Here is a 25,529-nt window from a genome sequence, read left to right on the forward strand (position 1 = left end):
GTGGTGAAGCTCATTTCCGTACCGTGTACGGAACTGGTACCGTACGAGGTATGGAAAAGAAGGTGAGACGTCCCCCGCGGGGAACGAGGAAGAGAGACGTGCCTCTGACCGAGGCCGGGATCTATGCCGCCGCCCTGCGGCTCATCGACGCCGACGGGGTCGAGGCGCTCACCATGCGCAAACTCGCCACCGAGCTCGACGCGAACCCGATGTCGCTGTACCACCACGTGCCGAACAAGGAAGCCGTGCTGCGCGGAGTGACGAGAATGGTCGGAGCGCAGTTCCGCACCGTGACACTGGAGGACGCTCCCTGGCAGGAGCGGATCCGTCTGCTCGCCACGGACTTCCGGACCCTGGCGCACCGTCACCCCAAGCTGCTGGCGTACTCGTTCAGCCACCAGCCGGACTTCATCCAGCCCGACGACCCGTTCTGGACCACCCTCACCGCCATCGTGGCGGCTGCCGGTGTGCCGCAGTCAGAGGTCTCGGAGATCGCCGCGCTGATGGTCGCCGTCGTCATCGGTGTCCTCACCGCCGAACTCAACGGCGCTCTCCACCAGTGGTCGACCCTCAAGTCCCACGGCCCTGAAGCCGACGAAGACGGGGCCGCGAACGCAGAACCTGGCTCTACGAGTGCGGCCCCTCAAGGCCCTGACCAGGACCACATGTTCCGCCTCGTGATGGACACGCTGATCGCGGGGCTGGAAAGCCGGCTCACCGCCGGTCGTGACGCCCGGGACGCCAGCCATTGAGCCAGCCAGCCTGAGACGCTGCGCCCCAAGCGCTGGCCTCTGAGGCGCGCCCGAAGTCGGGCGATCTCAGGCTGCGACACACGGGAGCCACCCCCGCGTCCCCTCGGGTGAGACCGCCTGGCGGGGTGGTGCCACATCCAGCCTCTACACGGCAGCCGTATGCCGACGCTGAACCGTGAAATGACCATAGTGGTCGGCTTGTTCCTGGTCTCCCTCCTGGAGGGGAGACCGTCGGCCTCGTCGAGCTGAATCACCCGCGTCATCCGTTCACCGAGGCGGCTACGCCGCCGAGTGCTCCCGCCCGTGAGCGCGAAGTGGCGCCCCGTACCGGATGAGACCTACCCGATCTCTCGGTCCGATCTTTTCTCTCTTCCTCCACCCCCATCCGCTGTCCGGAGGGCTGCCCCATGTCCCAGAACGCCACCGTCGCTGCTTGCGGCGCCGAGACCACACCTGAGAACGTGCCCGACCTGTCGCACCGGCGTCGCTGGTGGATTCTGTTGGTCATCTCCCTGTCCATGCTGATGGGTGTCCTCGACGGCACCATCGTGAACATCGCCCTGCCGTCCGCCCAGCACGACCTCGGCTTCTCGGACGCCGACCGGCAGTGGGTGGTCACCGCCTACGCGCTCGCCTTCGGCAGCCTGCTGCTGCTCGGCGGCCGGGTCGCGGACCTGGCCGGGCAGAAGGTCACCTTCCTGGTGGGTCTGGCCGGCTTCGCGACCGCTTCCATGGTGGGAGGTGCGGCGAACGGTTTGGCCATGCTCGTCATCGCGCGCGCAGTTCAGGGCCTGTTCGCCGCCCTGCTGGCCCCGTCGGCCCTGTCGGTCCTGATGACCACCTTCACCGATCCGCGCGAGAGGGCGAAAGCTTTCACCGTCGCGGGATCGGTCGCCGGTGCCGGCGGAGCCATCGGCCTGATCCTCGGCGGGGTGCTGACCCAGTACCTGGACTGGCGCTGGACGATGTACGTCAACGTGGTCTTCGCGGGGGTCGCGTTCGTCGGTGGTGCCGCGCTGCTGCACCGCAGCCCGCGCGACACGTCCTCCAAGCTCGATGTCCTCGGCACTGTACTGGTTTCCATCGGCCTGTTCTGCCTGGTCTACGGGTTCTCGAACGCCGAGACGCACGGCTGGGGTTCCCCGGAGACCTGGGGCATGCTGGCGGCCGGCGCCGTACTGGTTTCCGTCTTTGTGTGGTGGCAGACCAGGGCGGCGTACCCGCTGCTGCCCTTGCGGGTCCTCCTGGACCGTAACCGCGGGGCCTCCTTCGCCGCCCTCTTCGTCACCGGCGCCGGCATGTTCGGCGTGTTCCTGTTCCTCACCTACTACCTCCAGCAGAGCCTCGGCTACAGCACCCTGAAGACGGGCTTCGCCTTCCTGCCCATGATCGTGGCGTCCTCTTCCGCCTCCGCGGTGGCCAACAACGTCCTGGTGCGGCGCATAGGTCCCAAGCCGGTGGTTCCGCTGGGGATGGCCATCGCGGCCGCCGGCCTGGTGTGGATGACCACGCTGGACCTGGGCAGCGGATACATGACGCAGGTGCTGCCCCAGCTGGTGCTCGTCGGCATCGGGCTGGGCACGGTGATCGCGCCCGCGATGAGCCTGGCCACCTCCGGTATGGCCGCGGCCGATGCCGGAGTCGCGTCCGCCGCCGTCAACACCGTCCAGCAGGTGGGTGGGTCCATCGGCGTCGCCCTGCTCAGCACGATGGCCTCCGACGCCGCCACGAACTACCTCTCCGGCCGTGACCCCAAGGACCCCGGCGTCCTGGCGCAGGCCGGTCTCGAGGGCTACTCCACGGCCTACTGGTGGTCGACGGCCGTCTTCGTGTTGGGTCTGGTGGTGACCGTACTGCTGTACCGCCGTGGCGTGCCGCAGCACGACGAGAGCGCCGCACCCGTCGTGCACATGTAGCGGGACAAGCAGTGCTTTGAGGGCCCACCTTCAAGGGGGCGAACAGGGTCTTTGCGGCTCCCCTCCCCTGCTCAACGGATGTCCCATAGTGGCTGCGACTCGGGTTCTATCAGCGGAAGGTGTACCAGGTGGGAGATCGAACAGATCCGCGTCTCTTGCGCAGTCGTGAGGCCATGGTCGCGGCGGCCACCGCGTTGCTCACGGAAGGTGGGCTGGAGGCCGTGACACATCAAACGGTTGCGACTCGTGCCGGCGTCGCCAGGGCAACCGTCTACCGGCACTGGCCGAGCCTTCTCGACCTCCGCCTGGCCGCGCTGGAGGCCGGCATGCCCCCTCTCCCTCCGGTACCCGAGGAGCTTCGGGCCGCTTCGGGCAACGATCCGCGAGCCGAACTCATTTACCGCCTGAACGTGCTCGCCGAGCGTTGGGACGACGAGCAATCGGGGGCCGTCCTTGCCGCGGTCCTCGGGGGCTCACGGCACGACGAAGGTATGCGCCGCCTCCGGGAGTCACTGCTGAACCAGATCGCCGACGCCCTGCGCCCGGCGGTTGCCACAGCCGTCGAGCGCGGCCAGCTCCGGCCCGACGTCACCACCTGGGGCGCGACACCGTGAACGCCGTCGTGGACGCCGCTTTGCGAGGTTGGTCCCAGGCGTAGCGGCTTGCGGTCACGAAGCAAGCCAGGCCATCCGTCCGACAAGGTTTCCGGCCTTCAATTCTTCGCAGCGGGTTACGCCTTCCTTCCGCAGCGCTTCGCCGACCACGTTCGCCGATGCTCTGCTGGCCTGGACGATGTACATGGCCCCGGCAGGGCTCCAGGAACCGCGGCCTCTGGCAGTGGCCAGGACCCTGGAGGCCAGCGTTCGGCTCGCTCTCGGCGGCACTGCCTGGAACCGGCCAAGCCCGACACCCCATCGAGTGCACCGCAACGACTTCCCTACTGTGCTCACCGAGGACAGCGAGGAGCACCGTCGGCTTCGTCCCTGGGGTCACGCAGTCGGCGGGGCCGTGCGTGCAGGCAGACGATCGACCGCAGGATCAGGGAGGAGGGCACCGGCTTCGCCACGCCCGAGGCTCGACACCAGCACCGACTGATCTTCCCAGCAGGAGAACTGCGGGGCGCACAACGGCAGCCGGCGCGGGCGGCCCGGTTACGCTACCGGTGCCCGTATGCGGCTTCGACTGGCATGGTCCGACCACCGTCCTCGACGAGACGGCGGGAAATCGCACGGGCCGTCGCGCGCACGGCCGGTCCGTACCCCGGGTTCGGCGAACCGGTGCCGGGCGCCACGACCGACAACGCCGCGACCACCTCGCTGCCGTCACGTACCGGCGCGGCCACGGTGCTCACCTTCCATGGACGGTTCTGGTGGCCGACAGCGTGATCACCGCGTCGTACCTCCGCCAGCACGCGACGCAGGTCGGCGGGGGTGCGGATGTCGTCGTCGTGCTCCGGCGCATAGGCGGCGATGGCCTGCTCCTGGACGGCCGGTGGGGCGAAGGCGAGAAGCACCAGTCCTACGCCGGTGGATGCCAGAGGAAGGCGGCCCCCCACGCGGTAGCGCACGGGGCTCGCATCACGCGCTGACAGCCGCTCGACGAGCAGCGCCTCCCCCTGGTCCCGCACGGCGAGCAGGACATGCTGACGCGTGACGTGGAAGAGATCCTCCATGAACGGCATCGCCACCGATCGCAGCCCGTGACCGCGCGGGGCCAGGGAAGCGGTCTCCAGCAGCCGAAGACCCACGACGAAGCGGCCGTCGCCGAGGCGTTCCAGAGCGCCCACGTTCATCAGAGACCGGGCGAGCCGGAGAGCACTGCTGCGGGGGATGCCGCTTCGCTGTGCGAGTTCGGCAAGCGTCTGCGCACGATGGTCACCGTCGAAGCTGCCGAGCAGGAGGAAAGCCCGGTCGATCACCGGTTGTCCCTCAGCCGGCCTGCCCCCGCGTCTCCTGGGGGCACCACCGTCGGCGGTCGCCATTTCATTCATCGGAATCACCGCTGCCAATGTACGGCACGCTTCCTACGGTGGCTGGCACTGACAGGGGCCCCGCAGAAAGGGAGAATTGTATGGCCGCGACCGGGTTCATCGATGTGCACGCCCACTTCGTCACCGACAGCTATGTGGCGGCGGCTCGAGCCGCCGGTGTCGAACATCCCGACGGGATGCCCGGCTGGCCCGCGTGGGGCGTCGAAGAGCATCTCGACATGATGAAGCGCTCAGGGATCGACAAGTCCTACCTGTCGATCTCCTCGCCCGGAGTGCACTTCGGGGACGACAGCGAGGCCCGGGCTCTCGCACGTGAGGTCAATGAGTTCGGCGCCCGGGTCCGCACGGAGGACCCGCAGCGGTTCGGTCTCTTCGCCTCCCTGCCCCTGCCGGACGTCGAGGGCTCGCTCGCCGAGGCCGCCCACGCGCTCGACGTCCTCGGTGCAGACGCAGTGGTGGTGGAAACCAACCACCATGGCCTCTACCTCGGTGACCCCCGGTTCGAGCCGCTGTGGGAGGAGCTCGACCGCCGCAGCGCCGTCGTCTTCGTTCACCCCACGTCAGCGCCCCACGCCGACGAGCTTGCTCTCGGCCGGCCACGGCCGATGCTGGAGTTCCTCTTCGACACTGCCCGCACCGCGAGCGACCTGCTCCTGCGCGGTGTCCTCGCCCGCCGTCCGCGGATCCGCTGGATCCTGACACACGGCGGAGGTGTACTGCCGCTGCTCGCCGACCGGATGGAACTCTTCCGCACCCACGTCGGCGGCGGCGCCGTCGACGCGCCGAGCGCCGTCGAGCAACTCGGCCGACTCTGGTACGACATGGCCGGCACGCCCTTCCCGCGCCAGGTCCCGGCCTTCGGCGCGGCCTTCGGCACCGAGCGTCTCCTCTATGGCAGCGACTACTGCTGGACGCCCATTGACGCGGTGCTCGCTCAGGTCACCTCCATCGACTCCGCCGTGCAGCCGTCCGCCACCGTCACCTGGCGGGACCTCACCACCCACAATGCTGGCCGCTTGTTCGACACCGACGCACGGTGACCGCCCGACCTGAAGGAACGGTCGTGAGCAAGTGGGTCTGACGACGGCGGTCGTCACAGCAGCACCGCGGTCCGGGTTGCTGGGGCGGCTCTGCCGTCAGCCGGCGGAGCTGCGGCTGATGCGCCACGGCGTTCTGGTCTGCGAGGTCGCCGACTCCAGCAGTACCCAGCCTCACCACTCGCTGGGGCTGCCGCCACAGCCAGAGCCGCAAGACGATCTGGTTCGAGCAGCGCATCCAACCTTGTTCCTACTGAGCCCCCGAGCGGCGTTGAAGCCGCTCACTCAAGCGAGGGTCGGCCGCGGAGTCGCGGCGTACATCCTGACCGAGGCCGGCATCGACCCGGCCGCCCTCGACGCCACGACTGCGGACATCCACTCACCATGGCGGTGAACGCCGAGGCGCAGACGTCCGTGTGCCTGCCTCAGGTCGCACCCTGACAGGACTCACCCTTCGGCGAGGAAGTGCGCCAGCAAGTGGTCGAAGTCGCTGTGGCCGAGCTCGGCCCCCCGGGGCACCACTGCCTCCGTTTCCTGCAGGAACGCCTTGAATTCCTGCGCTGGGGCCTTGAGCAGGGCCGTACCGGCCGGCGGGTTGAGAAGGATGTACAAGTCGCGGCAGCCCTCCTCGCCGGTGGGCCATATGCGAACGTCTCCCTCGCCGGCGGGGCCCTCCAGGCCGTCGATCAGCAAATCGCGCCCGATGATCCATTCCACCGGCTCGTCGCTGTCGACATCGGTGGTGAATGCGGCATGGACCACATAGGGATCACTCGGCTCGTACCGCAGATTCATGACCACGGGCAAGGACGTCGCATGAACGCCGACAAGCTTCACAGGCAGCCCCTGGATCACAGTTCTCAATGACTTCATTGGGTCTTACTCCTGGTGCTTTGAGTCATCCGGGGAGGGCCATCGAAAGGGCTGTCGCCGGATTCAAAGGGGCTGCACAGACGGGGTTGCTGCGAGGGACCGGTGGTGATCGGCACGAGGACACCCGCAGGAGCAGTTCTTCGTGCCGTCGCCAGGGTGGCCGGCCGGCGGGAGCAGTCGAGGCCACCACTTTCGGCCGGGGCCATCACGAAGATGTGGCCAACGGTGGTTGCCGGACAGAGGGCGCCCTTGGTCTCAGCGATCGACGCTGTACCGGTCGTGGTGGTAGTGAACCGACTCGTCGCGGTCCCACCTCGACGCCGGCCGCGGTTGCCGGGGCCCGGTCACGCAGGGCAGAGCCGTCCCTGCCCTGGACCGGAACGGCATGCTGTCCGAGTCCGAGGAGATGCACATGACCACACAGGTGCCCTGCTCATGGGTCGGTATCGATACCGGCAAGGGCCGCCACTGGTGGGTCGCCGTCGACGACACCGGAACCACCATCGCAGGGCCGCCGGATACCGGCCTTTCTGGCCGCGTCGCCCGTCGCGGGCCGACGGTCAGCGCAAGGGTGAGTCCACGGTGGGCGTCAGGAGGGTCTCGTCGAGGCCGACGATCTGGCTGATGTCGAAGCCCTCCATGTCCGCGCGGAATTCAGGACTCGACAGGTATGCCTCCAGCCGCTCCTGCACGTCCTCGGCGTCCTTGTAGGAAACGAGGGCGTACAGCCGGGGAGTGTCGCTTCCGGGCGCCGAGGGCACCGTCCAGACGCCGTGGGTGGTGATCCGGTGCTTGGCCATACCGGGAATGTGCTGGGCCCAGATCTTCTCGTAGGCGGTGAGCGCGTCGGAGCTGCGCAGGGTGTAGACGCGAAGCTGGTACTGGGGCATGACACTGGTTCCTTTACTTCTGAGCATGGATGGTCGGTGGTCAGCCTCGGGGGAGGAGGTGTGCCAGTTCGGCATCCCAGTCGATGAGTCCGGACTCGGTACCTTGTGGCACCAGAGCCTGGGTGTCCTGAAGGAAGGACGAGATGTCCTGCACGGGGGCCTCGAGCAAGGCCGTGCCTGTGGAAGACCCGAGGGCGATGTAGATCGACTCGTTACCCCGCCCTGCGGCCGACCAGATCCGGACCTCCCCATGACCTGCGCAACCGTTCAGGCCGTCGGCCAGAAGGTCACGCCCCAGGACCCATTCGACCGGCTCGTCGCTGTGGACGAAAAAGGCGGCACGGACGACGTAGGGATCTGCAGGCTCGTACCGCAGCCGCATGCACAAGGGCTGTGAGTAGGTGCGTGAGATGACGAGCTGTGCGGTCACCGCCCGAACCACGGTCCTCGAAGACTCCATGGGCATTCACTCCAAGGCACCCCCCTTGCCTCGGCTGCGCCCCGGCGCTCGTGGCGACAAGCACGCATCGAATCAGGAGGTGTTCAGCAGGGCCCGGGCGCCGGACAGCATCGGCGGACCGTGCGGGTCGTGGCGTCGCGGCAGTTGAAGCGACGCGCGCTTGTGGCACGTGGTGGTGCCGCAGGCAGGTTCAGAGGGGGAGCAGGGTGCAGGCCCTCGCTCGATCGCCCGCCCGGGCGGCGGGCAGGGGACCGCTGATCCGTGACCAGCGGTCGCATCCCCGCGCCGACAGGCGTTGAGGTGAGAGGTGCAGCCTCCGCTCAGGGGCACAGGCGGGACCCGTCCTACCGGTCACCGTGGTTCCGGCCGTAGTGGTCCCATCCGTAGGAGTCCCAGCCACCGTGGCTCCGGTCGAAGTGGTCCCAGCCGAAGTAGTCCCGGTCACCGCGGTTCCAGTCATGGTGGTCCCAGCCCCGGCCGTCGCTCTCGTAGCGGTTCCAGTCGTACCGGTAGGACCTGTCGGACTTCCACCCGCGCCCCTCGTCGTCCCAGCGGTAGCAGCGACCGTCGCGGCTGTGCCAGAGGGAGCCGGCGACATGGTCGTCGTGGTGCCAGCCACGGTTTGCGTCCCAGCAGTAGCCCTGCTCGATCAGGTAGCCCACGCCGTGGTCCCAGCGGTAGTCGGCGGGGTTGACCTCGGCCGACCGCTGGACGTGTACGGAGGCGGGAGTCGCGGCCGAAGCGGTGCCCCCGGCACCGACAACGGCGACACCCGCGACCGCCACGGAGGAAACGGCGACAGCAATCCGCTTCGTGAGCTTCTTCATGATCTTTCCTTCCGGTTGGTGCGATCTGCACCAACGGCTGCTTTTGCAGGCGATGTGAGGCGCCTGGCGTTGTGGCGTTGTCCGTCAAGCAGTTCCATACGTTGTACGGAATCGCCCTGCCAGGATAACCATACGACGTATGGAAATGGGGCGGCGGTGACAGTGACTCGGGTCACCCGGACCACCTGACCGAAGGGAGGTACCTGAACGCTTCTCAGCAACTGGAAGGTGGTTGCCGGGAGTTCGTCTCCTTCCCCCTCACCCCGCTGGCCCGAATACCAGCTCTCCATCACAAGGCATGTAGGCACTCAGCTCTGGCCCCATGCTGGAGAGGAGGGGGGTGCGACAACGGAGGAAGAAGTGGTGGAGATGCGGACCGTTGTCGACCTCACACGCTGCCAGGGATATGCGCAGTGCGTGTTCCTCGCCCCTGAGGTGTTCGAGCTGCACGGGGAGGAGGGGCTGCTGTACGCCACTGCCGTCCCGGACGACCAGGTGGAGCGGGTACGCCAGGCCGCGGCGGCGTGCCCGGTGCAGGCGATCCTTCTCGGGGAAGAGGTGAGCACCGGTGCCCGGTGACCTGAAAGACGGCCGCATCGTCATCGTCGGCGCCTCGCTGGCCGGGCTGAGAGCAGCCGAGGCGCTGCGCGAGGAGGGCTTCACCGCATCCCGAGCAGCTGGACCGGCTGCGCCGCGACCCCGAACTGCTGCCGCTAGCAGTGGAGGAACTGCTGCGCAACGAGCCCCCGGTCCACATGCGCGAGCGCATCCCGCACGCCGACATCGACGTCGCCGGCACCAAGATCCCGCAACACGCGTCCGTCATTCTGGTGCTGGCCTCAGGCAACCGCGACCCCATGCGGTTCCACGAGCCCGACCGGTTCGAACCCACCCGCCCAGACAACCAACACCTCGGCTTCGGCAGCGGTATCCACCTCTGCTACGGCGGACCCCTGGCCCGGATCGAGGCATACATCGCGCTCAGCGCGCGCGCTGCTTCCCCACCTCGGCAGCGCCCGCCTGGTCGAGGACCCGCCCCCCTACCGCCAGAACGCCATGCTCCGCGGCCCCCGCCACCTGTCCATCCAACTGTGAAGCCGCGTCGTCGGCAGACAGCACATCGTCTTCACGCCGCAGCGGGAAGGGGACGCCGGGCGAGGTCACGGGCCTCGTCCGCGGAGACGCCAAGCATGTGCAGGAGCGTCTCGGCCATCTTTGCGGCTGCATGGTCCCTGTCGGCCTCGGGCTGATGGAACCAGAGCTGCAGGAGCGCCAGCAGGCTGCCGTTCAGCACGGTCAAGGCGATCATCGGGTCGACCACGGTGAAGCGGCCAGAAGTCATGCCCTGCTCCATGTCGTGTCTCGCGCGCGGAGCCAGTCCGCAGCCGGCGCATATGCGGCCGAGCCCGCTGTGGCAGAGAATCCGCATGATCTCCGGGTGTGAGCCGGCCATGCGTGCGCTGAGCCGCATACCGGCGGCGAGACGCTCGGCGGGGTCGTCGACGCCGTACAGATGTTTGTCGACGGCTCGGGCGAACTCCTCCAGTGCATCGGCCACGGCTACGTCGAACAGGTCCGCCTTGGACGTGAAGTGGTTGTAGAACGAGCCGAAGCCCACGTCGGCGAGCTCCGCGATGGTCCGGATGCTGGCGCTCGTATCGCCCGAATCGGCCAGGAGCTGCCGCGCGGCGCGGACGAGTGCCTGCCGGGTCTCGGCCCGACGGCGTTCGAATCGATTCCTGGGTGAGGCTGACATCGGCATACACCGCACACAAGGTCACCAGTTCTGATGAATTCATCATCGCGCTGCCGCTGTGAATTGTCCAGCCCGAACCTCGCCGGACCCCAACTTCGCCGCCCAGGGGTCAGTGATTGCAGCGGCGACAGAGGCCGCCTCACCTTCCCCGTCGCACCGCATGGCCATATTTGATTGAACGATCAGTTTCGGTGGCCTTGACGATGAAGCGGTCGTATATGACTATTTCATCAGAAGTGGGCAAAATGGTGCAAAGGTGGCGGATGTCGGGCTGCGGGTCACAGGACAGCGGCGGAGGTCGCCCGCTGCACCGCAAGGCTCCCGCTACCCCCGGGGTCTCCGCCTCCTGCCCATCACCGTCCACCACGGCTACAGACCGGGCGGCCGCGCCCGCATGCCGGCACTCCCTCACCTCCGAACTGAAGGGGATCAACCACGATGACGCATACCGACCACACGCCACTCGCCAAGCCGGTGAGCCCCGGCGAGATACCGGACTCGGCGATAGCGGTGATCAATGCGGACGGGACGGTGGCGGCGTGGACGCAGGCCGCTGAGCGACTTGTCGGGTACTCGGCCGCGGAAGTGGTGGGCCGATCCGCCGCGCACGTGCTACCGCCCCCTGAGGAGGCCCGAATGGCTTCGCTGTTCGCCGAGCAGCGCCGTACCCAAAGGGGCTGGTCCGGCACCGCCGCGGTCCGCCACCGCGACGGCCACACGCTCAAGATGTCGCTGCGGGTCTCGCTGTTGTGGGGACAGGACGCCGACACCCGGTGGCTGGTATCCGTGACCGACATAGGCGCCCTGTCCTCGGAGCCTGCCAACGGTCCGGTGCGGGACTCGCTCCTTGCCCATGCACCGATCGGCATCGTGGTGTATGACCCACAGTTGCGCTGTACCTGGGTGAACGACGCCATGGAGCGCCACGACGGCATTCCCCGTAACCGGCGCTTCGGACGCCGTCTGAAGGACTCGCTGCCCGCCGTGGAGGCCGAAGCGCTCGAGGTGGTGATGCAGCAGGTGCTGCAGAGCGGTACCACCATGGTCCACGAATACCGGGCGTGGCCGCTGTCGGACGGGCGCCGTGAACATGCGTTCTCGGCCTCGTTCTTCTGCCTCCAGGGCGCGGACGGCACGCCCCTGGGCGTGTGCTCCATGACCGTGGATGTCACCGGGAACCGGCGGGCGCGCGAACGCCTTGCCATCCTCAGCGAGGCGAGTACGCGCATCGGCAGCACCCTCGACGTCATGCGGACCGGGCAGGAACTGGCCGAGCTCGCCGTGCCCCTGCTGGCCGACCACGCCCTCGTCGATCTGGTCGAGTCGGTTCCCTTTGGCGTGGAACCCTCGGCACGGATCGGCACGACGAGCGGCCGCCCGCCGCTGCTGCGGCGTGCTGGCCTGGCCTCCATCGACCTGGGACTCCTGGAGTTGCCGTGGGTGCGGGAAGAGGTGATCCACGCCCACCCGAGCTCATCGTTCGCCGTCGCCCTGCGCACGGGCAGGTCTCACCTGGAGCCGGTGCTCGACACCCAGGCCGGTCCGTGGGTCGACCACGACCCGGTGCGGGCGCAGAAGGTGCGGGACAGCGGCGTCCACTCCTTGCTGGTCGTGCCCATCCGTGCGCGGCGCTGCGTGCTGGGACTGGCGCTGTTCGGCCGCTCCGCGGAACAAACGCCGTTCCAGGAGGACGACCTGCTCCTCGCCGAGGAGCTCGTCACCCGGGCCGCGCTCAGCCTGGACAACGCCCTGCAGTATGCGCGCGAGCGCACCGCGGCCCTCACCTTGCAGCGCGACCTGCTGCCCCACCGGGTGCAGGGCGGTGCCGCCGTTGAGGTCGCCTCGCGCTATGTGCCGGCCGACATGGACCACGGCGTGGGGGGTGACTGGTTCGACGTGATCGAGTTGTCCGGGGCCCGGGTGGCCCTCGTCGTCGGCGATGTGGTCGGACACGGCATCAACGCCGCGGCGACCATGGGCAGGCTGCGCACCGCCGTGCGCACGCTCGCGGACCTGGACCTGCCCCCGGACGAACTGCTGACGCACCTCGACGACACGGTCCGGCGGCTGAACGACGAGGACGCCGATGACTCCGGCCAGGCCCCGGCGGTGGTGGGTGCCACCTGTCTGTACGCCGTCTACGACCCGGTCACCGGGCGGTGCACCATGGCGCGGGCCGGGCATCCGCCGCCCCTGATCGTCGGGGCACAGGGCCGGGTCACCGTCCCCGAGTTGCCCGCCGGAGCCCCGCTCGGCCTCGGTCTCGGCCTGGTTCCCTTCGAGTCCGTGGAACTGGAACTGCCCGAGGGAAGTGTGATCGCCCTCTACTCCGACGGGCTGGTGGAGTCCCGGGACGAGGACATCGACGTCGGCCTGCGCCGCCTGGGCGCCGCCCTGGCACAGCCGGGCGCATCCCCGGAGGACATGTGCTCGCGAGTGATGGAGACCGTGCGGAGTCACACGCCGGCCGACGATGTCACCTTGCTCCTTGCCCGGACCCGCGCGCTCGAGCCCGCCCAGGTCGCCTCCTGGGACCTGCCGAACGAACCGGTCACCGTCACCACAGCCCGGCACCTGGCCGCCCGTCAGCTCAGGGACTGGGGTCTGGAGCCGCTCGTGACGCCCGTGGAGTCGATCGTCAGCGAACTGGTCACTAATGCCATCCGCCACGGCGGCGGACCCAGCCGCCTACGGCTCATCCAGCACCGGGTGCTGACGTGCGAGGTCTTCGACAGCAACACCGGCCAGCCACGCCCCCGCCATCCCGGCGATCTCGACGAGCACGGCCGCGGCCTCCACCTGGTCGCCCAGCTCTCGCGCCGGTGGGGCTCCCGCTGCGCAACGGATGGCAAGGTCGTCTGGGCCGAACAGGACCTGCCCTCCAGCGCCAGCGCCCGGTGACCTGCCGGCGAGCCGCGCGCCCGACAGCGAACGTCCGCACATGCCGCCACAGGCGCTCTCACCCTGAGTGGCAGTCAGGTCGACCAAGCGTCACCTAACTCGAAAAGTCGCAGTCGTCCTGTCTGACGGCGTCGAGCCAGTCCAGCAGGCGCTCGCGCTGACGTTCGGTAAGCATGGTCACGAAGGTCCAGACATGCCTGGTAAGTGCGTCGATTTCGGGACAGTTAGCCCGAACGTTCTTCAGGAGGAGCTGCTCGGTGTCGGAAAGGGTTTTCGGACGTCGGAGGACCCAACCGGCGACGCTCCGGGGTGAGGGTGCCTCCGGCTCGGGAAGTGCGTCGACCAGCCGCAGGACCGTGCTGCGGCTGACCGGAACGCCGACGATGTCGGCTAGGCGGGCGCCTGCCCGACCGGCGAGAGCGAGCCCGATTGCGGCCAGGGTCGAGCGCTGCCGCTCGGTCCGCTGGCCGTGCCTTCGGGTCAGGCCGGGTACCTGCTCGACGAACGTGCGGCGCGGACACTCGGCGTTCCGGCAGGTGAACCGGCGGACCCGGAACCGGAGTACCACGCTTCGTCCCGCGCTCGGAACATCAGCGGGAAACCGCAGGTAGGAGCCGTGAATCTGGTCGGACCAAGTTCCGGGTGAGGGTCGCGGGCGTTGTGGCGAGGGCAGGCCGCGATGTTCTTCGCTCCGGCTGCCCGGAGTGCCCCGATGGCGAGGTTGCGCCAGGCGGCCATCGCCCGGGGCGCGTTGCCGGCCCCCTGCTGGGAGGCGTCCTCGGCGAAGGTGGTGTCGCGGACACGTCGGCCAAGTGTATTGGGGTGCATCATGGTGCGATACCAGACGGTCGACGGGTAGAAAAGGGCGCGGAGTTGATCGAGTTAGCCACTGTGATCCGGGATCTGCGGGATGAGTTGGAGCGCGCGGTCGTTGCCGCCGAGGGTCAGGCGCTGCGCTTCGAGCTGGGAGCGATCGAGTTGGAGATGTCGGTCGCGCTGGAACGGTCCGGGCACGCGGAGGCAAAGGTGCGATTCTGGGTCGTGGAAACGGGCGCGCAAGCGACCGTGGACGGTACCTCCACCCAGCGCATTAGGCTGGTGCTGCAGCCGACCCTGACAGGGTCGGACAAGACGTTCATCGGCGGCGATGTCGAGGCGCATGAGGGATGAGCACTGCAGGACGCGGGTCCTCGAAGTCGGCAGGGCTTGATCTGCGGCGCGCGGTCCAGGTCCTCACTACGGGGGAGACAGGCGCGCAGCAGCGCGGTTCGGGTTACCGGGTGGCGACGGACGCCGTTCTCACGGCCGCGCATGTGGTGCATGACGCATCGTCAGTTCGTCTGCGCTTCTTCACCGACCACGGTCAGACGACCGAGTTGCCTGGCAAACAGGTCTGGATCGACCCCGTGGTGGACATCGCGGTGCTCAGGATCGAATGCGGCCCGGACACCAGCGGACCGCTGACCGCCGATGTCCCACCGGTGCGGTTCGCACGCATCACGGAGGTGGTGGCCTGCGAAGCGTTGGGATTCCCAAGGTTCAAGATGCGCCGTGATCCCACCTCGGCGGGCGGTGGCCATCCCATGTTGTACCGGGATTCCCACCACGCGCGCGGTACCACTACCCCGTTTGCCGACGTGCGCCAGGGGACTCTGGAGCTCTCGCTGCGAGCGCCGGAGTACGACATCGATCGGAACCGCTCCCCATGGGAGGGGATGTCGGGGGCTGTGGTGTGGAGCGGCGGGTGCCTGATCGGAGTAGTCAGTGAACATCATCGCACCGACGGGCTCGGCACGCTCGCCGCGAGCCGGGTGGACCGTTGGCACCAACTCCTCTCACCAGCCCGAATTCGCGAACTCAACGAGTTGATCGGCCTGCCCGCCAATGCCGCGCAGCTCGAACAACTCCCGCCACCGCAGAGCAAGCGCGACAGGTCCGGCGGAGTTCCGGGCCCCCCGGGCCAGCGTGCGCGAAAGGCAAACACGGGTCAGATACGTCCAGGCCGCGGCCGTCATTCGATCAATAGACTCTATCTGGTTGCCGGAGTCGCACTTTGCATCATGGGAGTGCTCATATATTCACTCTATGGAACAAGTGCTTCTAAACCCTCAAAATCACCCACGACAACGGCTTCTGTAAATCAATCCACCAGCGCGAGCTCTCTTCTTTCAACCGCATTCGAGGACGATGCTGGCGCGATCTTCTTGCAGGTGTACAGCGACATAGTGCCGTGCTCCCAGACCACGTCATCGACTGCTCTGCAGGCTCGATGGAAGGGCAATGGCTGTACCACGGCGACGGTCGGTGACTACCTTGAACAGAGCCGCACTACGGGCGGTTCTGCTCCGATCATGGTGAGTATCGAGGTGATCTCGTTCCCGAGTGTCACGGATGCCAGCCTCGCCTACGGATACGTCTACGGGGGCAACTACCCGTCAACGCTCTGGTGCCCCTTGAATGGGGTGGGACATACTCCGTGCACCGAGGAAAACAAGATAAATCCTAAGACGGAGGAGGGAGGGGCCTTCCGCCACGTCGACAAGTACATCATCTGGACGACCAGTCTGCGCACCGACCTCTCTTCCGCGTCCAATGTTCATAACGGCGTTGTCGCCGCTGGCTGGGCTGGTGCGTATGCGTGCGGTCCCGTGCAAGATCGAGGCGGCTCGTCGCACATCATCTCCTGGTCTTGAGACGACGTTGCCGGCGCCGCGGCCGCCATCACGGCTGGGTGTGTACGCGGCGACCGTCGCGCCGGTTTCGGGTGCGTCGGCGGGGCATCAGGCTAATGGACGCCCACGTGATCAGCGATTCTCGGGTCTACAAAGTTGAGCGGTGCGGAAGTGCCCGCGGGCTCGACGGGTGGTGACACAGCGCGTCCGTAGTCGCTGGTTGATCTGGTGGTAGTCCGCGGGGTGCGCGGCCTCGTCGGCAGCATCGCCGCGGTGCGGGACCAGCAGCACTGCACGCCCCGCCACCTGTGCTTTCACCGGAGTCACTGCAGCGGCAGCTTCCGCCTCGACCCGCTACTGTTCAGCCAGACCGGTGCAGCACCTGTTCGGCGATCATCAGCTTTTCCCGCCCCTGCGCCTACCGAAAACCTCATCCGTGCAGTTCGGGCGACATGGTGGTCCGCATGGATGACTCCGCCAAGGCTTCGGCGTAGTTGCGTGACGCTCGGTTCGTGACGGTGCTCTTGGAAGGTAACAGGCACGGATTCCAAGATCATGGAGTTCTCTACTCCCCGTGATCCAAGTGGAAGACCATGCCTGCCCTCGTATCATCTCCGATTCCGCATGCCCTTGACCAACTGCGTGAGAATCCGCAGGTCGGACCCGCGGAGGTCCCGGGCCTGCTGGAGCGGCTGGCCGAGGTGCCGGACCCGCGTGACCCACGCGGGGTGCGCCACCGTCTGGCCGTCGTGCTCGCTCTCACTACGTGCGCGATGCTGGCCGGTGCGACCTCGCTGCTGGCGGTCGGCGAATGGATTGCCGATGCGCCTGAGCATGTGCTGGAACGGGTCGGTGTCGACTCCGATCCGCTTCTACCCAGACGGGTCCTGCCTGCCGAGAGCACGGTCCGCCGGCTGTTGGCCCGCATCGACGGCGACGCCCTGGACCGGGCGGTCGGGAGCTGGCTCGCCGACCGCTGCCCGAAGTCGACCGGGCTGCGCGTCCTCGCCGTGGACGGCAAGACCCTGCGCGACGCGGCCAAGGCGAAGGGCTGCAAGATCCACCTGCTCGCCGCACTGGACCACACCACCGGCCTGGTCCTGGCCCAGCTGGACGTCGGCGAGAAGACGAACGAGATCACCTGCTTCCAGCCGCTGCTGGGCACCGTCGCCGACCTGGCCGGCGTCGTGGTCACCAGCGGCGCGATGCACACCCAGCGCGAGCATGCCGACTACCTCCTCGGCAGGGGTGCCCACTGCATCGTGATCGTCAAGGGCAATCAGAAGAAGCTGCGCCGACAGCTCAAGTCCCTTCCGTGGAAGGACATCCCGCTTCAGGACCACACCCGGCGCAATCGGCCATAGCCGCTCGGAGATCCGCCGGATCAAAGTCGCCACCGTGAACAACCTGTTCTTTCCCGGAGCCCGCCAGGCCGTCCAGATCAAGCGTCGGCGCACCGACCGCAAGACCGGCAAGACCACCGTCAGGACGGTCTACGCCGTCACCAGCCTGACCGCCGGGCAGACCACGACGGCCCAGCTCGCCGGACTCATCCGCCACCACTGGAAGATCGAGGCCCTGCACCACGTCCGCGACACCACCTTCGCCGAGGATGCCTCCCAGCTACGGACCGGCAACGCGCCCCGCGCGATGGCCACTTGGCGCAACCTCGCCATCGGAGCCCTCCGCACGGCAGGAGTGAAGAACATCGCGGCCGGTCTCCGCCATAACGCTCGCGCCCCCCGCCGCCCCCTCGCACTCCTCGGCCTCGCATGATCACAAAACGGGCGTCACACAACTACGCCGAAGCCCTGGGCGGCGGCTGCCTCCCAAACCGGTGTACATCCACTGCCCGTTGTCGCGGACAGAGCCACACGGGCCGACCAGCCGGAGCTGGATAGAACGGACCGGAGAACACCGGGTCGAGCCGGACTCGTCTGGGAGCAGGTGATGGCGTCCGCCCCGTCGTATCCGGTGTCGCATCTGCCGTCGTTTCTGCGTGCGCACTTGGACACGACACCCCGCCTCGCCCCGAACTCGCAGGCCAGGGGGGCTGCGAGCCACCGGCAGGCGAGGGCGACTGTATATCGGTGCAGCAAGGCATCCCGATCTCCACCAGCCCGCCGGCCGGCTCCCTCCCCGTATGCCGGTACACCTCTCAACTCACCCCATGGCCAGCAAGCTTGCTGGCCACTTCCTCTGCTTCAGGTCACCTCCTACCTCCACCAGACTCAGCCCCGGGACTGGCCGGCCCCTACCAGGAGGCGGCCTTCAGGCGCCGGTGCAGGCACCCCTGCCCAGTCCAGGCCAGGCGGATTCGCCTACGAATTCGAATTCGAGGATTCCAGGTGCTCCGTGCACCTGCGTTTCCGTCGTACGTGCTGCAGGTTACGACACCTTGTGTCGTAGAGGCGAGAATTCCCCTGAAATGGCGTCGCGAATTCCCGAGAATTCCAGCATTATCAAGCCGGAATCCCGCTTCAGGTGCGTTGCAGGTCGAGCTATATTTGAATTGTTCCCGGGAAGACCGGGAAAGGAAATCCCCCCGATGGGCGCCGCCCGAAAACGGATGACGGGTGAACTGTGCCCGAGCGGCGGTCGTTTCCGACTTCGAATAAGCCGGTTTTCGGTCATTCAGTGAAAGGAATTCACCTGATGGCGAGCCCTGCCACGCCTGCTCCTGCCCCCGCACCTGTACCCGCATCGCCCGCCCCGGCATCCGAGCAGGCGGTGGCCTCCGCACCGCCGAGTGCCCCCACGCCCCCGGCGGCGTCACCGCCCGGCCCGGTCGGCAAGGCCCGGCCGGGCGAGCTGCGGGCGAGGATCGCGCAGATCCTGGCGGCTACCCCGGGCGCTGGGTTCACGGTGACGGAGCTCGCGAAGGTCCTGGGACATTCGGGCGGTGCGGTCGGCAACGCCTGCGAGACGCTGGTGTGCCGAGGCGAAGCAGAGCAGACGGGGGCCAAACCCCGTATGTATCGTGCGAATTCAGTGACGTGGGTCGCAGCCCAGCAAACCTCGCCCCCGCAGACACCGGGCCCGGCTCCGGCTCCGTCGGTGCCACGGCAGTCGGTCGGGAAGAGTCCCGTACCCCCGGCGCCGGGTGGGCGGCCGGAGCCGATCACGCGCCCCAACGGGCAGAAGTATCACCCTCGAGCGCTGGCACAGCTGCCGGATGTCGAGGCGTTGCGGCGGCTGCGGCAGGCGCAGGTGGCGGTGCTGTTGTACGGGCCGCCAGGGACGGGGAAGACCTCGCTGATCGAGGCGGCCTTCCCGGACCTGATCACGGTGGCCGGGGACGGCGACACCACGGTCGGTGACCTGATCGGCGAATACACCCAGGACGCCAATGGCGGCTACGAGTTCATCTACGGCCCCCTTGTCACCGCCATGCAGGAGGGCCGTGCCCTCCTCCTGGACGACGCCACGCTGATCTCCCCGAAGGTGCTGGCCGCCCTGTATCCGGCCATGGACGGGCGCAGGCAGATCCAGGTCAAGGCACACAAGGGCGAGTCGATCACCGCCGCCGACGGTTTCTACGTGATCGCCGGACACAACCCCGGCGTCCACGGAGCAGTACTGACCGAAGCCCTCTCCAGCCGGTTCAGTGTGCAGATCCAGGTCGGCTCCGACTACGACCTCGCTGCCTCCTTGAAGATCAACCGCGCGGCCGTACGCATCGCCCGCAACCTGGCCGCCCTCCAGCAGGCGGGCGACATCGGATGGGCACCGCAGCTACGGGAGTTGATCGCCTTCCAGAAGATCGCCGACGTTCTCGGCGCGGAGACGGCCTTCGCCAACCTGGTCGGCATCGCCCCCCTGGAAGACCGCGACACGGTCGCCGAGATCGTCACCAAGGCCACGGGCCGCCCGGTCACCGCCCTCGCGCTGGGCCGCCAGCTCTGACACATGCCACGGGGCCGGGCCACATTCCCGGCCCCGGGCACCCATCCCGCCCACCGGCGTCTTCCTGGAAGGGACTCAACCGGCATGCCTGCACCCGCTCACCTTCTGCCCTCCGACCCGGCTGTCACCGACACCGAACAGGCTCTGGCCCGCTGGGAGGACGACGGCGGCCCCGCCTATGCGGTAGCACCCCGCCCGCAGGACGCTCACTGGCTGCGGATCGCTGCCGCCCTGGCCGAGCGGCTCCCGGAACTTGCCGGGCGCGACGACGTGATCGTCACCTGCGAGGAGCGGACCCGCTCCGGCGCCCCGGCCGCCTTCTTCCCCACGACAGCCCAACTGGAGATCGACCGGTCCTTGTTCGCCCCCCTCCGCCCCGCCGCCATCAACCCGAACCAGGTGGGGGACGAAGCCAACTACCCTGTCGCCTGGGGCGCGTTCACCCATGAGGCCGCACATGCCGCCCACAGCCGCTGGTCCACGCCGCCGCCCCTGCGCGGCAGCGCCCTCGATACGGCAGCCCAGCTGCTGGAGGAGTCACGGGTCGAACGCGCCCAGGTCTCGCGCCGTCCCGCAGACCGGGCACACCTGAGGGCCGCGATCCAGCACTTGGTGATGCCGGACTTCGCCACCAACGGCCCGACAGACCGGTGGGAAGCGGCCGGGGCGGCAGGCCTGATCCTGGGCCGCCGCGACGCGGGAATCCTCGACCCCGACGAGACCGAACCCCTCCACCACGCCGTACACCGCATCCTCGGCGAGGAAACACTCGCCAGGCTGCAGATGATCTGGACGGCCGCGCACGCCACCGCCGACGACGACACATCCTCCATGCTGGCCCACGCCCGCGCCTGGTGCGAAGCGCTGGGCGCACCCCCCGACCAGCCGCAGCCGGTCCCGGTACCCGGCAACCGTAGTGGGGGCGGTGAGCTCGCCGCTGCGGTCGGACAGGTCGCCGCCACCGTGACGGCCAACGAGGCCGCCGAGCGAACAGCCCAGGCCCGCGTCACGGCCGCCCGCGCCTCCCGGTCCCGGGCGAAAGCCACTCAAGCCGCCCAATCGCGGCAGGCGGCCAATATCGCCGAGAAGGTCTTCGGCCCCGGAAACCGCCCCTTCACCCCCGAAAGCCAGCGAGGGCGAGGCCGGGGCGGCCACGCAGCCTCCCCGGTGATCGGCTCCCGCCTGCCCACCGCAGCGGAGAAGGCAGCGGCCGGACGCCTCGCCCGCGCCCTGCGCATGGCGGCCTACCGGGAACGCACCACCACAGTCGCTGCCTCGACGGTCCCACCCGGGCGCCTGAACATGCGCGGCGCACTGGCCCGGGACGCACAGAAAGCGGCCGGTGCCCTGCCCACGGCCCAGCCCTGGATCCGCACCCAACGACGCCAGGGCCCCACCCCGCCGCTGCGCGTCGGAATCGCGGTCGACGTCTCCGGCTCCATGCACGCCGCCGCAGCCCCGATCGCCTCGGCCGCCTGGATCGTCGCCAAAGCCGCCGCACTGACCGACCCCGACTCGCGCACAGCCACCATCGCCTACCGCCGCGCGCTGACCGCCATCACCCAACCGGGGCGCGTGCCCACGAAGGTGACCGAGTTCGACGCGGACGGCGGCGGACACAGCCTTGCCGAGGCCGCCGATGCCCTCACCGCAGCCCTCGACCTCACCGCACCGGGCACAGGCCGACTGCTGGTGATCGCCTCCGACGGCCGCTACCGGAGCGACGAAGCCGCCCGCGCAGCCGACCGCATCACCGCCCTGCGCGCGGCCGGGTGCGCGGTGCTATGGCTCGCCTTCGACACCGACCCCCACCCCCTGCCCGGCGCCACCCTCCTGGAACTCCACGACCCGGCCCAGGCCGTCACCGCCATCGGCCAGGCCGCCACCACCGCCCTCACCGCAACCACCCCCTGACCCTGACCGGACAGTGCCGCCCCGGTCGCACCCCGGGGCGGCACCCCGGCAGCACATCAACCTGCTACGACCGCGAAGGAGACCACAACCGTCATGACGTCGCTTGCCGAACGCGCCCACGCCGCCGCCGTGTTCATCCACCGCAACACCATCGTCAGCCCGCACGGCCCCTACCGGGGCGAGGAGCACGCCCGCATCGCCGTACGCCTGGCCGCCGCCCTCGGGCTCGGCCTGGACCAGGTCACCACCGAGCCGGACTGGCTGCGCCGCCGCACCACTCCAGGCGAACCCGTGCTGGCCACCGCCACTTGCCCCGAGACGAACGAGAAGTACGTCTTCCTCGCTCGTTTTCCGATCTACGACGACGAAGCATTCGAACTCCTGGGCCCTTGCCCCGAATGCTCCGGCCAAGTCCCGCTCGCCCTGGTCCGGCACCTCGCCGACCTCGGCACTCACCTTGCCCGCCCGCCGCTCACACCCGGCGACACCCCACAGCCGGACACGGTGCCGGACACCTTCGGCGTCGACGAAGGGCACACCAGCCCCTGCCGCTACGGCGAGGCCCTCTGACACCGCACAACCCACCTGGTGGGAAAGGACCCCCCGCTGCCATGACCGACCACCTCATCCACAAGAGCCGCGTCCGGGGCACCGCCGCCCGGAGCAACCCTCCGGACATGCCAGCCTGCCCGACGCCTGATCGACAGGTCAGCCCGGCACCGGGAACCCAAGTCCTAGCCGATGGCTGCTACGGCGCATGGGCGCAGACGGTCTACGCTGCCGCTGTTCTGTGTAAGAGCGGCCGGGGGCCACGAGAAGCCGGGGTAAGCGCATGAACAAGTGCACGACGCTGAAGGGCAACCCGTGCGGAAACCCCCTGATGGAGTGGTACGGCATCGGCCCTCACCCCGGCGTTTGCAGGCGCCATGCCACTCCCGAGCAGAAAACCGCATCCACAGCGGCTCTCGACATCCCGATCGACATCGCTACTGCCGACCCCGCCGCGGTGTTCCCGGAAGTGTCCATCACGCCGCACCGACTCATCTGCCACATTTCATTCGGCTGGGTGGCCAAGATTCGGGGCACGAACGAGAAGTACGTGTACGCGCGCACATTCCTCAGCCGCAGCAGCAACCAGCCTTACGGATGGCCGCTCCGGGGGAACGGCCTGTACGAGTGCCGGGAGATCGGCCCGCACGGGAAGTTCTCGGGCTTCTTCGTGATCAAGGGGATGTTCCGCCGCAGGGTGCAACTGGTGACCCCGGAGCAGGCGGCACGGATGGCCCGCCGGATGGGGCCGCAGCCCTCCGAGTAATCCGGGAACTGGCGCTGCGGGGGACACAAGGGGGCGTCTGGTCGTGAACCTGCCCGAGCGTACTGCCGTTGAGTTGGCGATCCGTTTGTCGGTGGACTTCGAAAAGGGGACCACTCTCCGACTTTGAATGTTGACCCCCTCCAGTGGTCTGACTCGTTGAGTCAGGCCGGGAGGAAGGGTGATCGACGTGGAGGACTGGGCGGAGATCCGCCGGTTGCACCGGGCCGAGCAGATGCCGATCCGGGCGATCGCGAGGCATCTGGGAATCTCGCGGAACACGGTGCGGCGGGCCCTGAAGAGCGAGGCAGCGCCGAAGTATCAGCGGGAGCCGAAGGGCTCGATCGTCGATGCGGTCGAGCCGCAGATCCGCGAGCTGCTGTAGCGGTTCCCGGAGATGCCCGCGACGGTGATTGCCGAACGGATCGGCTGGAGTCGCTCCTATGCGGTGGTCCGGCGGCGGGTGCGGGAACTGCGGCCGGTCTATCAGGCGGCGGACCCGGTCTCGCGGACCGGCTATGAGCCGGGCGAGCTGGCCCAGTGCGACTTGTGGTTCCCGCCGGCAGAGATCCCGCTCGGGTTCGGGCAGACCGGCAGCCCGCCGGTGCTGGTGATGGTGGCCGGCTACTCGCGCTGGATCACGGCCAGGATGCTGCCGACGAAGACCGCGGCCGACCTGATTGCCGGGCACTGGCGGCTGTTGACCGGGCTCGGGGCGGTGCCCAAGGCGCTCGTCTGGGACAACGAAGCCGCCGTGGGTTCCTGGCGGGGCGGACGGCCCCAACTCACCGAAGACTTCGCAGCGTTCGCCGGACTGCTGGGCATCCGCATCATCCAGTGCAGGCCGGGCGACCCGGAGGCCAAGGGTCTGGTCGAGCGGGCCAACGGCTATCTGGAAACCAGCTTCCTGCCCGGCCGCATCTTCGCCTCGCCGACCGACTTCAACATCCAGCTCGCCGACTGGCTGACCAAGGCCAACCGGCGCATCCACCGCACCCTGCAGGCCCGCCCGGCCGACCGGGTCGAGACGGACAAGGCCAGGATGCTGTCGCTGCCGCCGGTCGATCCACCGGGCTGGTGGCGAACATCGCTCCGACTGCCACGCGACCACTACGTCCGCATCGACACCAACGACTACTCCATCCATCCCCTGGCGATCGGCCGCCGCATCGAGGTGAAGGCCGACCTGGACCAGGTCCTGGCCTTCTGCGAGGGCACCGAAGTCGCCCGGCATGCCCGCTGCTGGGCCCGCCACCAGTCCCTCACCGACCCCTCCCACGCGGCCGCCGCGAAGGCCGGCCGCGAACGGGCCCGGCAGCAGCCGGTCGCAGCCGACCAGCTCGACGTCGAACAGCGACCGCTCGACACCTACGACCGGATCTTCGGCGTCATCGACGGCGGCCTGAGCACGGGCGAGGGAGTCGCCTGATGGCCACCAGCAAGCAGACCTCGAAAGCCCGCGACGTCTCCTCCGAACTGGCCTATCTCACCAAGGCGTTGAAGGCCCCAGCATTGCGGGACGCAGCCGTGCGGCTGGCCGATCGGGCCCGGGATGAGGGCTGGAGTCATGAGGAGTATCTGGCCGCCTGCCTGCAGCGGGAGGTCGCCGCCCGCGACAGTCACGGCGCCGAGGGACGCATCCGGGCGGCCCGTTTCCCCTCCCGCAAGTCGCTGGAGGACTTCGACTTCGATCACCAGCGGTCCGTGAAACGCGAGGTCATCGCCCATCTCGGGACGCTGGACTTCGTCGTCGGGAAGGAGAACGTGATCTTTCTGGGGCCGCCCGGCACCGGCAAGACCCACCTCGCCACCGGGCTCGGGATCCGGGCCTGCCAGGCTGGCCACCGGGTCGCCTTCGCCACCGCCGCCCAGTGGGTCGCCCGCCTCGCCGACGCCCATCAAGCCGGCCGCCTGAGCGACGAACTCACCCGGCTCGGGCGGATCCCCCTGATCGTGGTCGACGAGGTCGGATACATCCCCTTCGAACCCGAGGCCGCGAACCTGTTCTTCCAGTTCATCTCCGGCCGCTACGAACGCGCCTCCGTAATCGTGACCAGCAACAAGCCCTTCGGACGCTGGGGCGAGGTATTCGGCGACGACACGGTTGCCGCCGCGATGATCGACCGCCTCGTCCACCACGCAGAGGTCATCTCGTTGAAGGGCGACAGCTACCGCATGCGCGGCCGCGACCTCGGACGGGTTCCCGCGGCCAACACCGGGGAATGACCAACATCAACTGACGCAGCGGGGGTCCATCTTCGGAGTCGAGCACCGGGTCAGCTTTCGAAGACCGCCGACATCCGTTACGAGCGATTAGAAGGCC

At 68.4% G+C, this 25,529-nt stretch carries 22 protein-coding genes and 3 pseudogenes; 18 read left to right on the forward strand and 7 right to left on the reverse strand.

Features of this window, described 5'->3' with window-relative positions:
* Positions 1-98: 98 nt before the first annotated feature.
* From GQF42_RS35160 to GQF42_RS46260, 4 genes and pseudogenes are all read left to right on the forward strand, one after another.
* A complete protein-coding gene (locus GQF42_RS35160) occupies positions 99-752 on the forward strand; it encodes a TetR/AcrR family transcriptional regulator (protein WP_233273573.1) in 654 nt (217 codons plus the stop codon).
* Between the two features lie 407 nt (positions 753-1,159).
* Entirely contained in the window at positions 1,160-2,668 is a 1,509-nt protein-coding gene (locus tag GQF42_RS35165; RefSeq protein WP_158926716.1) for an MFS transporter, read from the forward strand.
* A 173-nt stretch (positions 2,669-2,841) separates the two neighbouring features.
* A pseudogene (locus tag GQF42_RS46255) lies at positions 2,842-2,913 on the forward strand (TetR/AcrR family transcriptional regulator); the annotation flags it as partial.
* Between the two features lie 81 nt (positions 2,914-2,994).
* Positions 2,995-3,282 carry a TetR/AcrR family transcriptional regulator C-terminal ligand-binding domain-containing protein gene (locus GQF42_RS46260; RefSeq protein WP_233273822.1) on the forward strand — a complete coding sequence of 96 codons (288 nt, stop codon included), beginning with the start codon at positions 2,995-2,997 and terminating at the stop codon, positions 3,280-3,282.
* 542 nt (positions 3,283-3,824) lie between these two features.
* On the opposite strand, the gene GQF42_RS35175 is transcribed toward GQF42_RS46260, so the two are convergent.
* On the reverse strand, positions 3,825-4,586 hold the full coding sequence (locus GQF42_RS35175) for an IclR family transcriptional regulator (protein WP_233273574.1): 762 nt from the start codon (positions 4,584-4,586) through the stop codon (positions 3,825-3,827).
* Positions 4,587-4,738: 152 nt separating this feature from the next.
* On the opposite strand from GQF42_RS35175, the gene GQF42_RS35180 reads away from it, so the two are divergent.
* Positions 4,739-5,698 carry an amidohydrolase family protein gene (locus GQF42_RS35180; protein ID WP_158926720.1) on the forward strand — a complete coding sequence of 320 codons (960 nt, stop codon included), beginning with the start codon at positions 4,739-4,741 and terminating at the stop codon, positions 5,696-5,698.
* Between the two features lie 444 nt (positions 5,699-6,142).
* Here the strand turns inward: GQF42_RS35180 and GQF42_RS35185 are convergent, their stop codons facing one another.
* The 4 genes from GQF42_RS35185 to GQF42_RS35200 all read right to left on the reverse strand — a co-directional run bounded on the left by GQF42_RS35185 (position 6,143) and on the right by GQF42_RS35200 (position 8,745).
* The gene (locus GQF42_RS35185; protein WP_233273575.1) at positions 6,143-6,568 is read right to left on the reverse strand and encodes an SsgA family sporulation/cell division regulator; all 426 of its coding nucleotides are present in this window, start codon (positions 6,566-6,568) and stop codon (positions 6,143-6,145) included.
* 560 nt (positions 6,569-7,128) lie between these two features.
* A complete protein-coding gene (locus GQF42_RS35190; protein ID WP_158926722.1) occupies positions 7,129-7,458 on the reverse strand; it encodes an NIPSNAP family protein in 330 nt (109 codons plus the stop codon).
* 40 nt (positions 7,459-7,498) lie between these two features.
* Positions 7,499-7,888 (reverse strand): SsgA family sporulation/cell division regulator, encoded by a 390-nt coding sequence (locus GQF42_RS35195; RefSeq protein WP_233273576.1) that lies wholly within the window; start codon positions 7,886-7,888, stop codon positions 7,499-7,501.
* A 374-nt stretch (positions 7,889-8,262) separates the two neighbouring features.
* Positions 8,263-8,745, reverse strand: coding sequence for a hypothetical protein (locus GQF42_RS35200; RefSeq protein WP_158926726.1), 483 nt, complete (start codon positions 8,743-8,745; stop codon positions 8,263-8,265).
* Between the two features lie 369 nt (positions 8,746-9,114).
* On the opposite strand from GQF42_RS35200, the gene GQF42_RS35205 reads away from it, so the two are divergent.
* Together GQF42_RS35205 and GQF42_RS35210 are read left to right on the forward strand one after the other, a co-directional pair.
* Positions 9,115-9,324: a ferredoxin gene (locus GQF42_RS35205; protein WP_030176846.1), complete on the forward strand. Its 210-nt coding sequence runs from the start codon at positions 9,115-9,117 to the stop codon at positions 9,322-9,324.
* Positions 9,325-9,413: 89 nt separating this feature from the next.
* Positions 9,414-9,840: pseudogene (locus tag GQF42_RS35210) on the forward strand (cytochrome P450); the annotation flags it as partial.
* A 31-nt stretch (positions 9,841-9,871) separates the two neighbouring features.
* Here the strand turns inward: GQF42_RS35210 and GQF42_RS35215 are convergent.
* A complete protein-coding gene (locus GQF42_RS35215) occupies positions 9,872-10,507 on the reverse strand; it encodes a TetR/AcrR family transcriptional regulator (protein ID WP_158926728.1) in 636 nt (211 codons plus the stop codon).
* A gap of 432 nt (positions 10,508-10,939) precedes the next feature.
* On the opposite strand from GQF42_RS35215, the gene GQF42_RS35220 reads away from it, so the two are divergent.
* On the forward strand, positions 10,940-13,402 hold the full coding sequence (locus GQF42_RS35220; RefSeq protein ID WP_158926730.1) for a SpoIIE family protein phosphatase: 2,463 nt from the start codon (positions 10,940-10,942) through the stop codon (positions 13,400-13,402).
* A 94-nt stretch (positions 13,403-13,496) separates the two neighbouring features.
* On the opposite strand, the gene GQF42_RS45125 is transcribed toward GQF42_RS35220, so the two are convergent.
* Positions 13,497-13,970, reverse strand: a complete 474-nt coding sequence (locus tag GQF42_RS45125; RefSeq protein ID WP_199272905.1) for a hypothetical protein — start codon at positions 13,968-13,970, stop codon at positions 13,497-13,499.
* A 305-nt stretch (positions 13,971-14,275) separates the two neighbouring features.
* Between GQF42_RS45125 and GQF42_RS35230 the strand changes: the two genes are divergently transcribed.
* From GQF42_RS35230 to istB, 10 genes and pseudogenes are all read left to right on the forward strand, one after another.
* On the forward strand, positions 14,276-14,572 hold the full coding sequence (locus GQF42_RS35230) for a trypco2 family protein (RefSeq protein ID WP_158926732.1): 297 nt from the start codon (positions 14,276-14,278) through the stop codon (positions 14,570-14,572).
* Positions 14,569-16,095 (forward strand): S1 family peptidase, encoded by a 1,527-nt coding sequence (locus tag GQF42_RS35235; RefSeq protein WP_158926734.1) that lies wholly within the window; start codon positions 14,569-14,571, stop codon positions 16,093-16,095. Before GQF42_RS35230 ends, GQF42_RS35235 begins: the two co-directional genes overlap by 4 nt.
* 572 nt (positions 16,096-16,667) lie before the next feature.
* The gene (locus GQF42_RS35245) at positions 16,668-17,438 is read left to right on the forward strand and encodes an ISAs1 family transposase (RefSeq protein WP_233273577.1); all 771 of its coding nucleotides are present in this window, start codon (positions 16,668-16,670) and stop codon (positions 17,436-17,438) included.
* A gap of 34 nt (positions 17,439-17,472) precedes the next feature.
* Entirely contained in the window at positions 17,473-17,850 is a 378-nt protein-coding gene (locus tag GQF42_RS46270) for a hypothetical protein (protein ID WP_233273578.1), read from the forward strand.
* A gap of 1,047 nt (positions 17,851-18,897) precedes the next feature.
* Positions 18,898-19,980: an AAA family ATPase gene (locus GQF42_RS35250; RefSeq protein ID WP_199273131.1), complete on the forward strand. Its 1,083-nt coding sequence runs from the start codon at positions 18,898-18,900 to the stop codon at positions 19,978-19,980.
* A gap of 84 nt (positions 19,981-20,064) precedes the next feature.
* Positions 20,065-21,894: a VWA domain-containing protein gene (locus GQF42_RS35255; protein WP_158926738.1), complete on the forward strand. Its 1,830-nt coding sequence runs from the start codon at positions 20,065-20,067 to the stop codon at positions 21,892-21,894.
* A gap of 93 nt (positions 21,895-21,987) precedes the next feature.
* A complete protein-coding gene (locus GQF42_RS35260; protein ID WP_158926740.1) occupies positions 21,988-22,464 on the forward strand; it encodes a hypothetical protein in 477 nt (158 codons plus the stop codon).
* A gap of 262 nt (positions 22,465-22,726) precedes the next feature.
* Complete coding sequence (locus GQF42_RS35265; protein WP_158926742.1) at positions 22,727-23,209, forward strand: hypothetical protein; 483 nt, start codon at positions 22,727-22,729, stop codon at positions 23,207-23,209.
* A gap of 178 nt (positions 23,210-23,387) precedes the next feature.
* Positions 23,388-24,635 (forward strand): annotated as a pseudogene (gene istA / locus GQF42_RS35270) (IS21 family transposase).
* On the forward strand, positions 24,635-25,432 hold the full coding sequence (gene istB, locus GQF42_RS35275; protein WP_158917305.1) for an IS21-like element helper ATPase IstB: 798 nt from the start codon (positions 24,635-24,637) through the stop codon (positions 25,430-25,432). Before istA ends, istB begins: the two are co-directional and overlap by 1 nt.
* Positions 25,433-25,529: the final 97 nt, after the last annotated feature.

This window comes from Streptomyces broussonetiae (assembly GCF_009796285.1).
Taxonomy (GTDB): Bacteria; Actinomycetota; Actinomycetes; order Streptomycetales; family Streptomycetaceae; genus Streptomyces; species Streptomyces broussonetiae.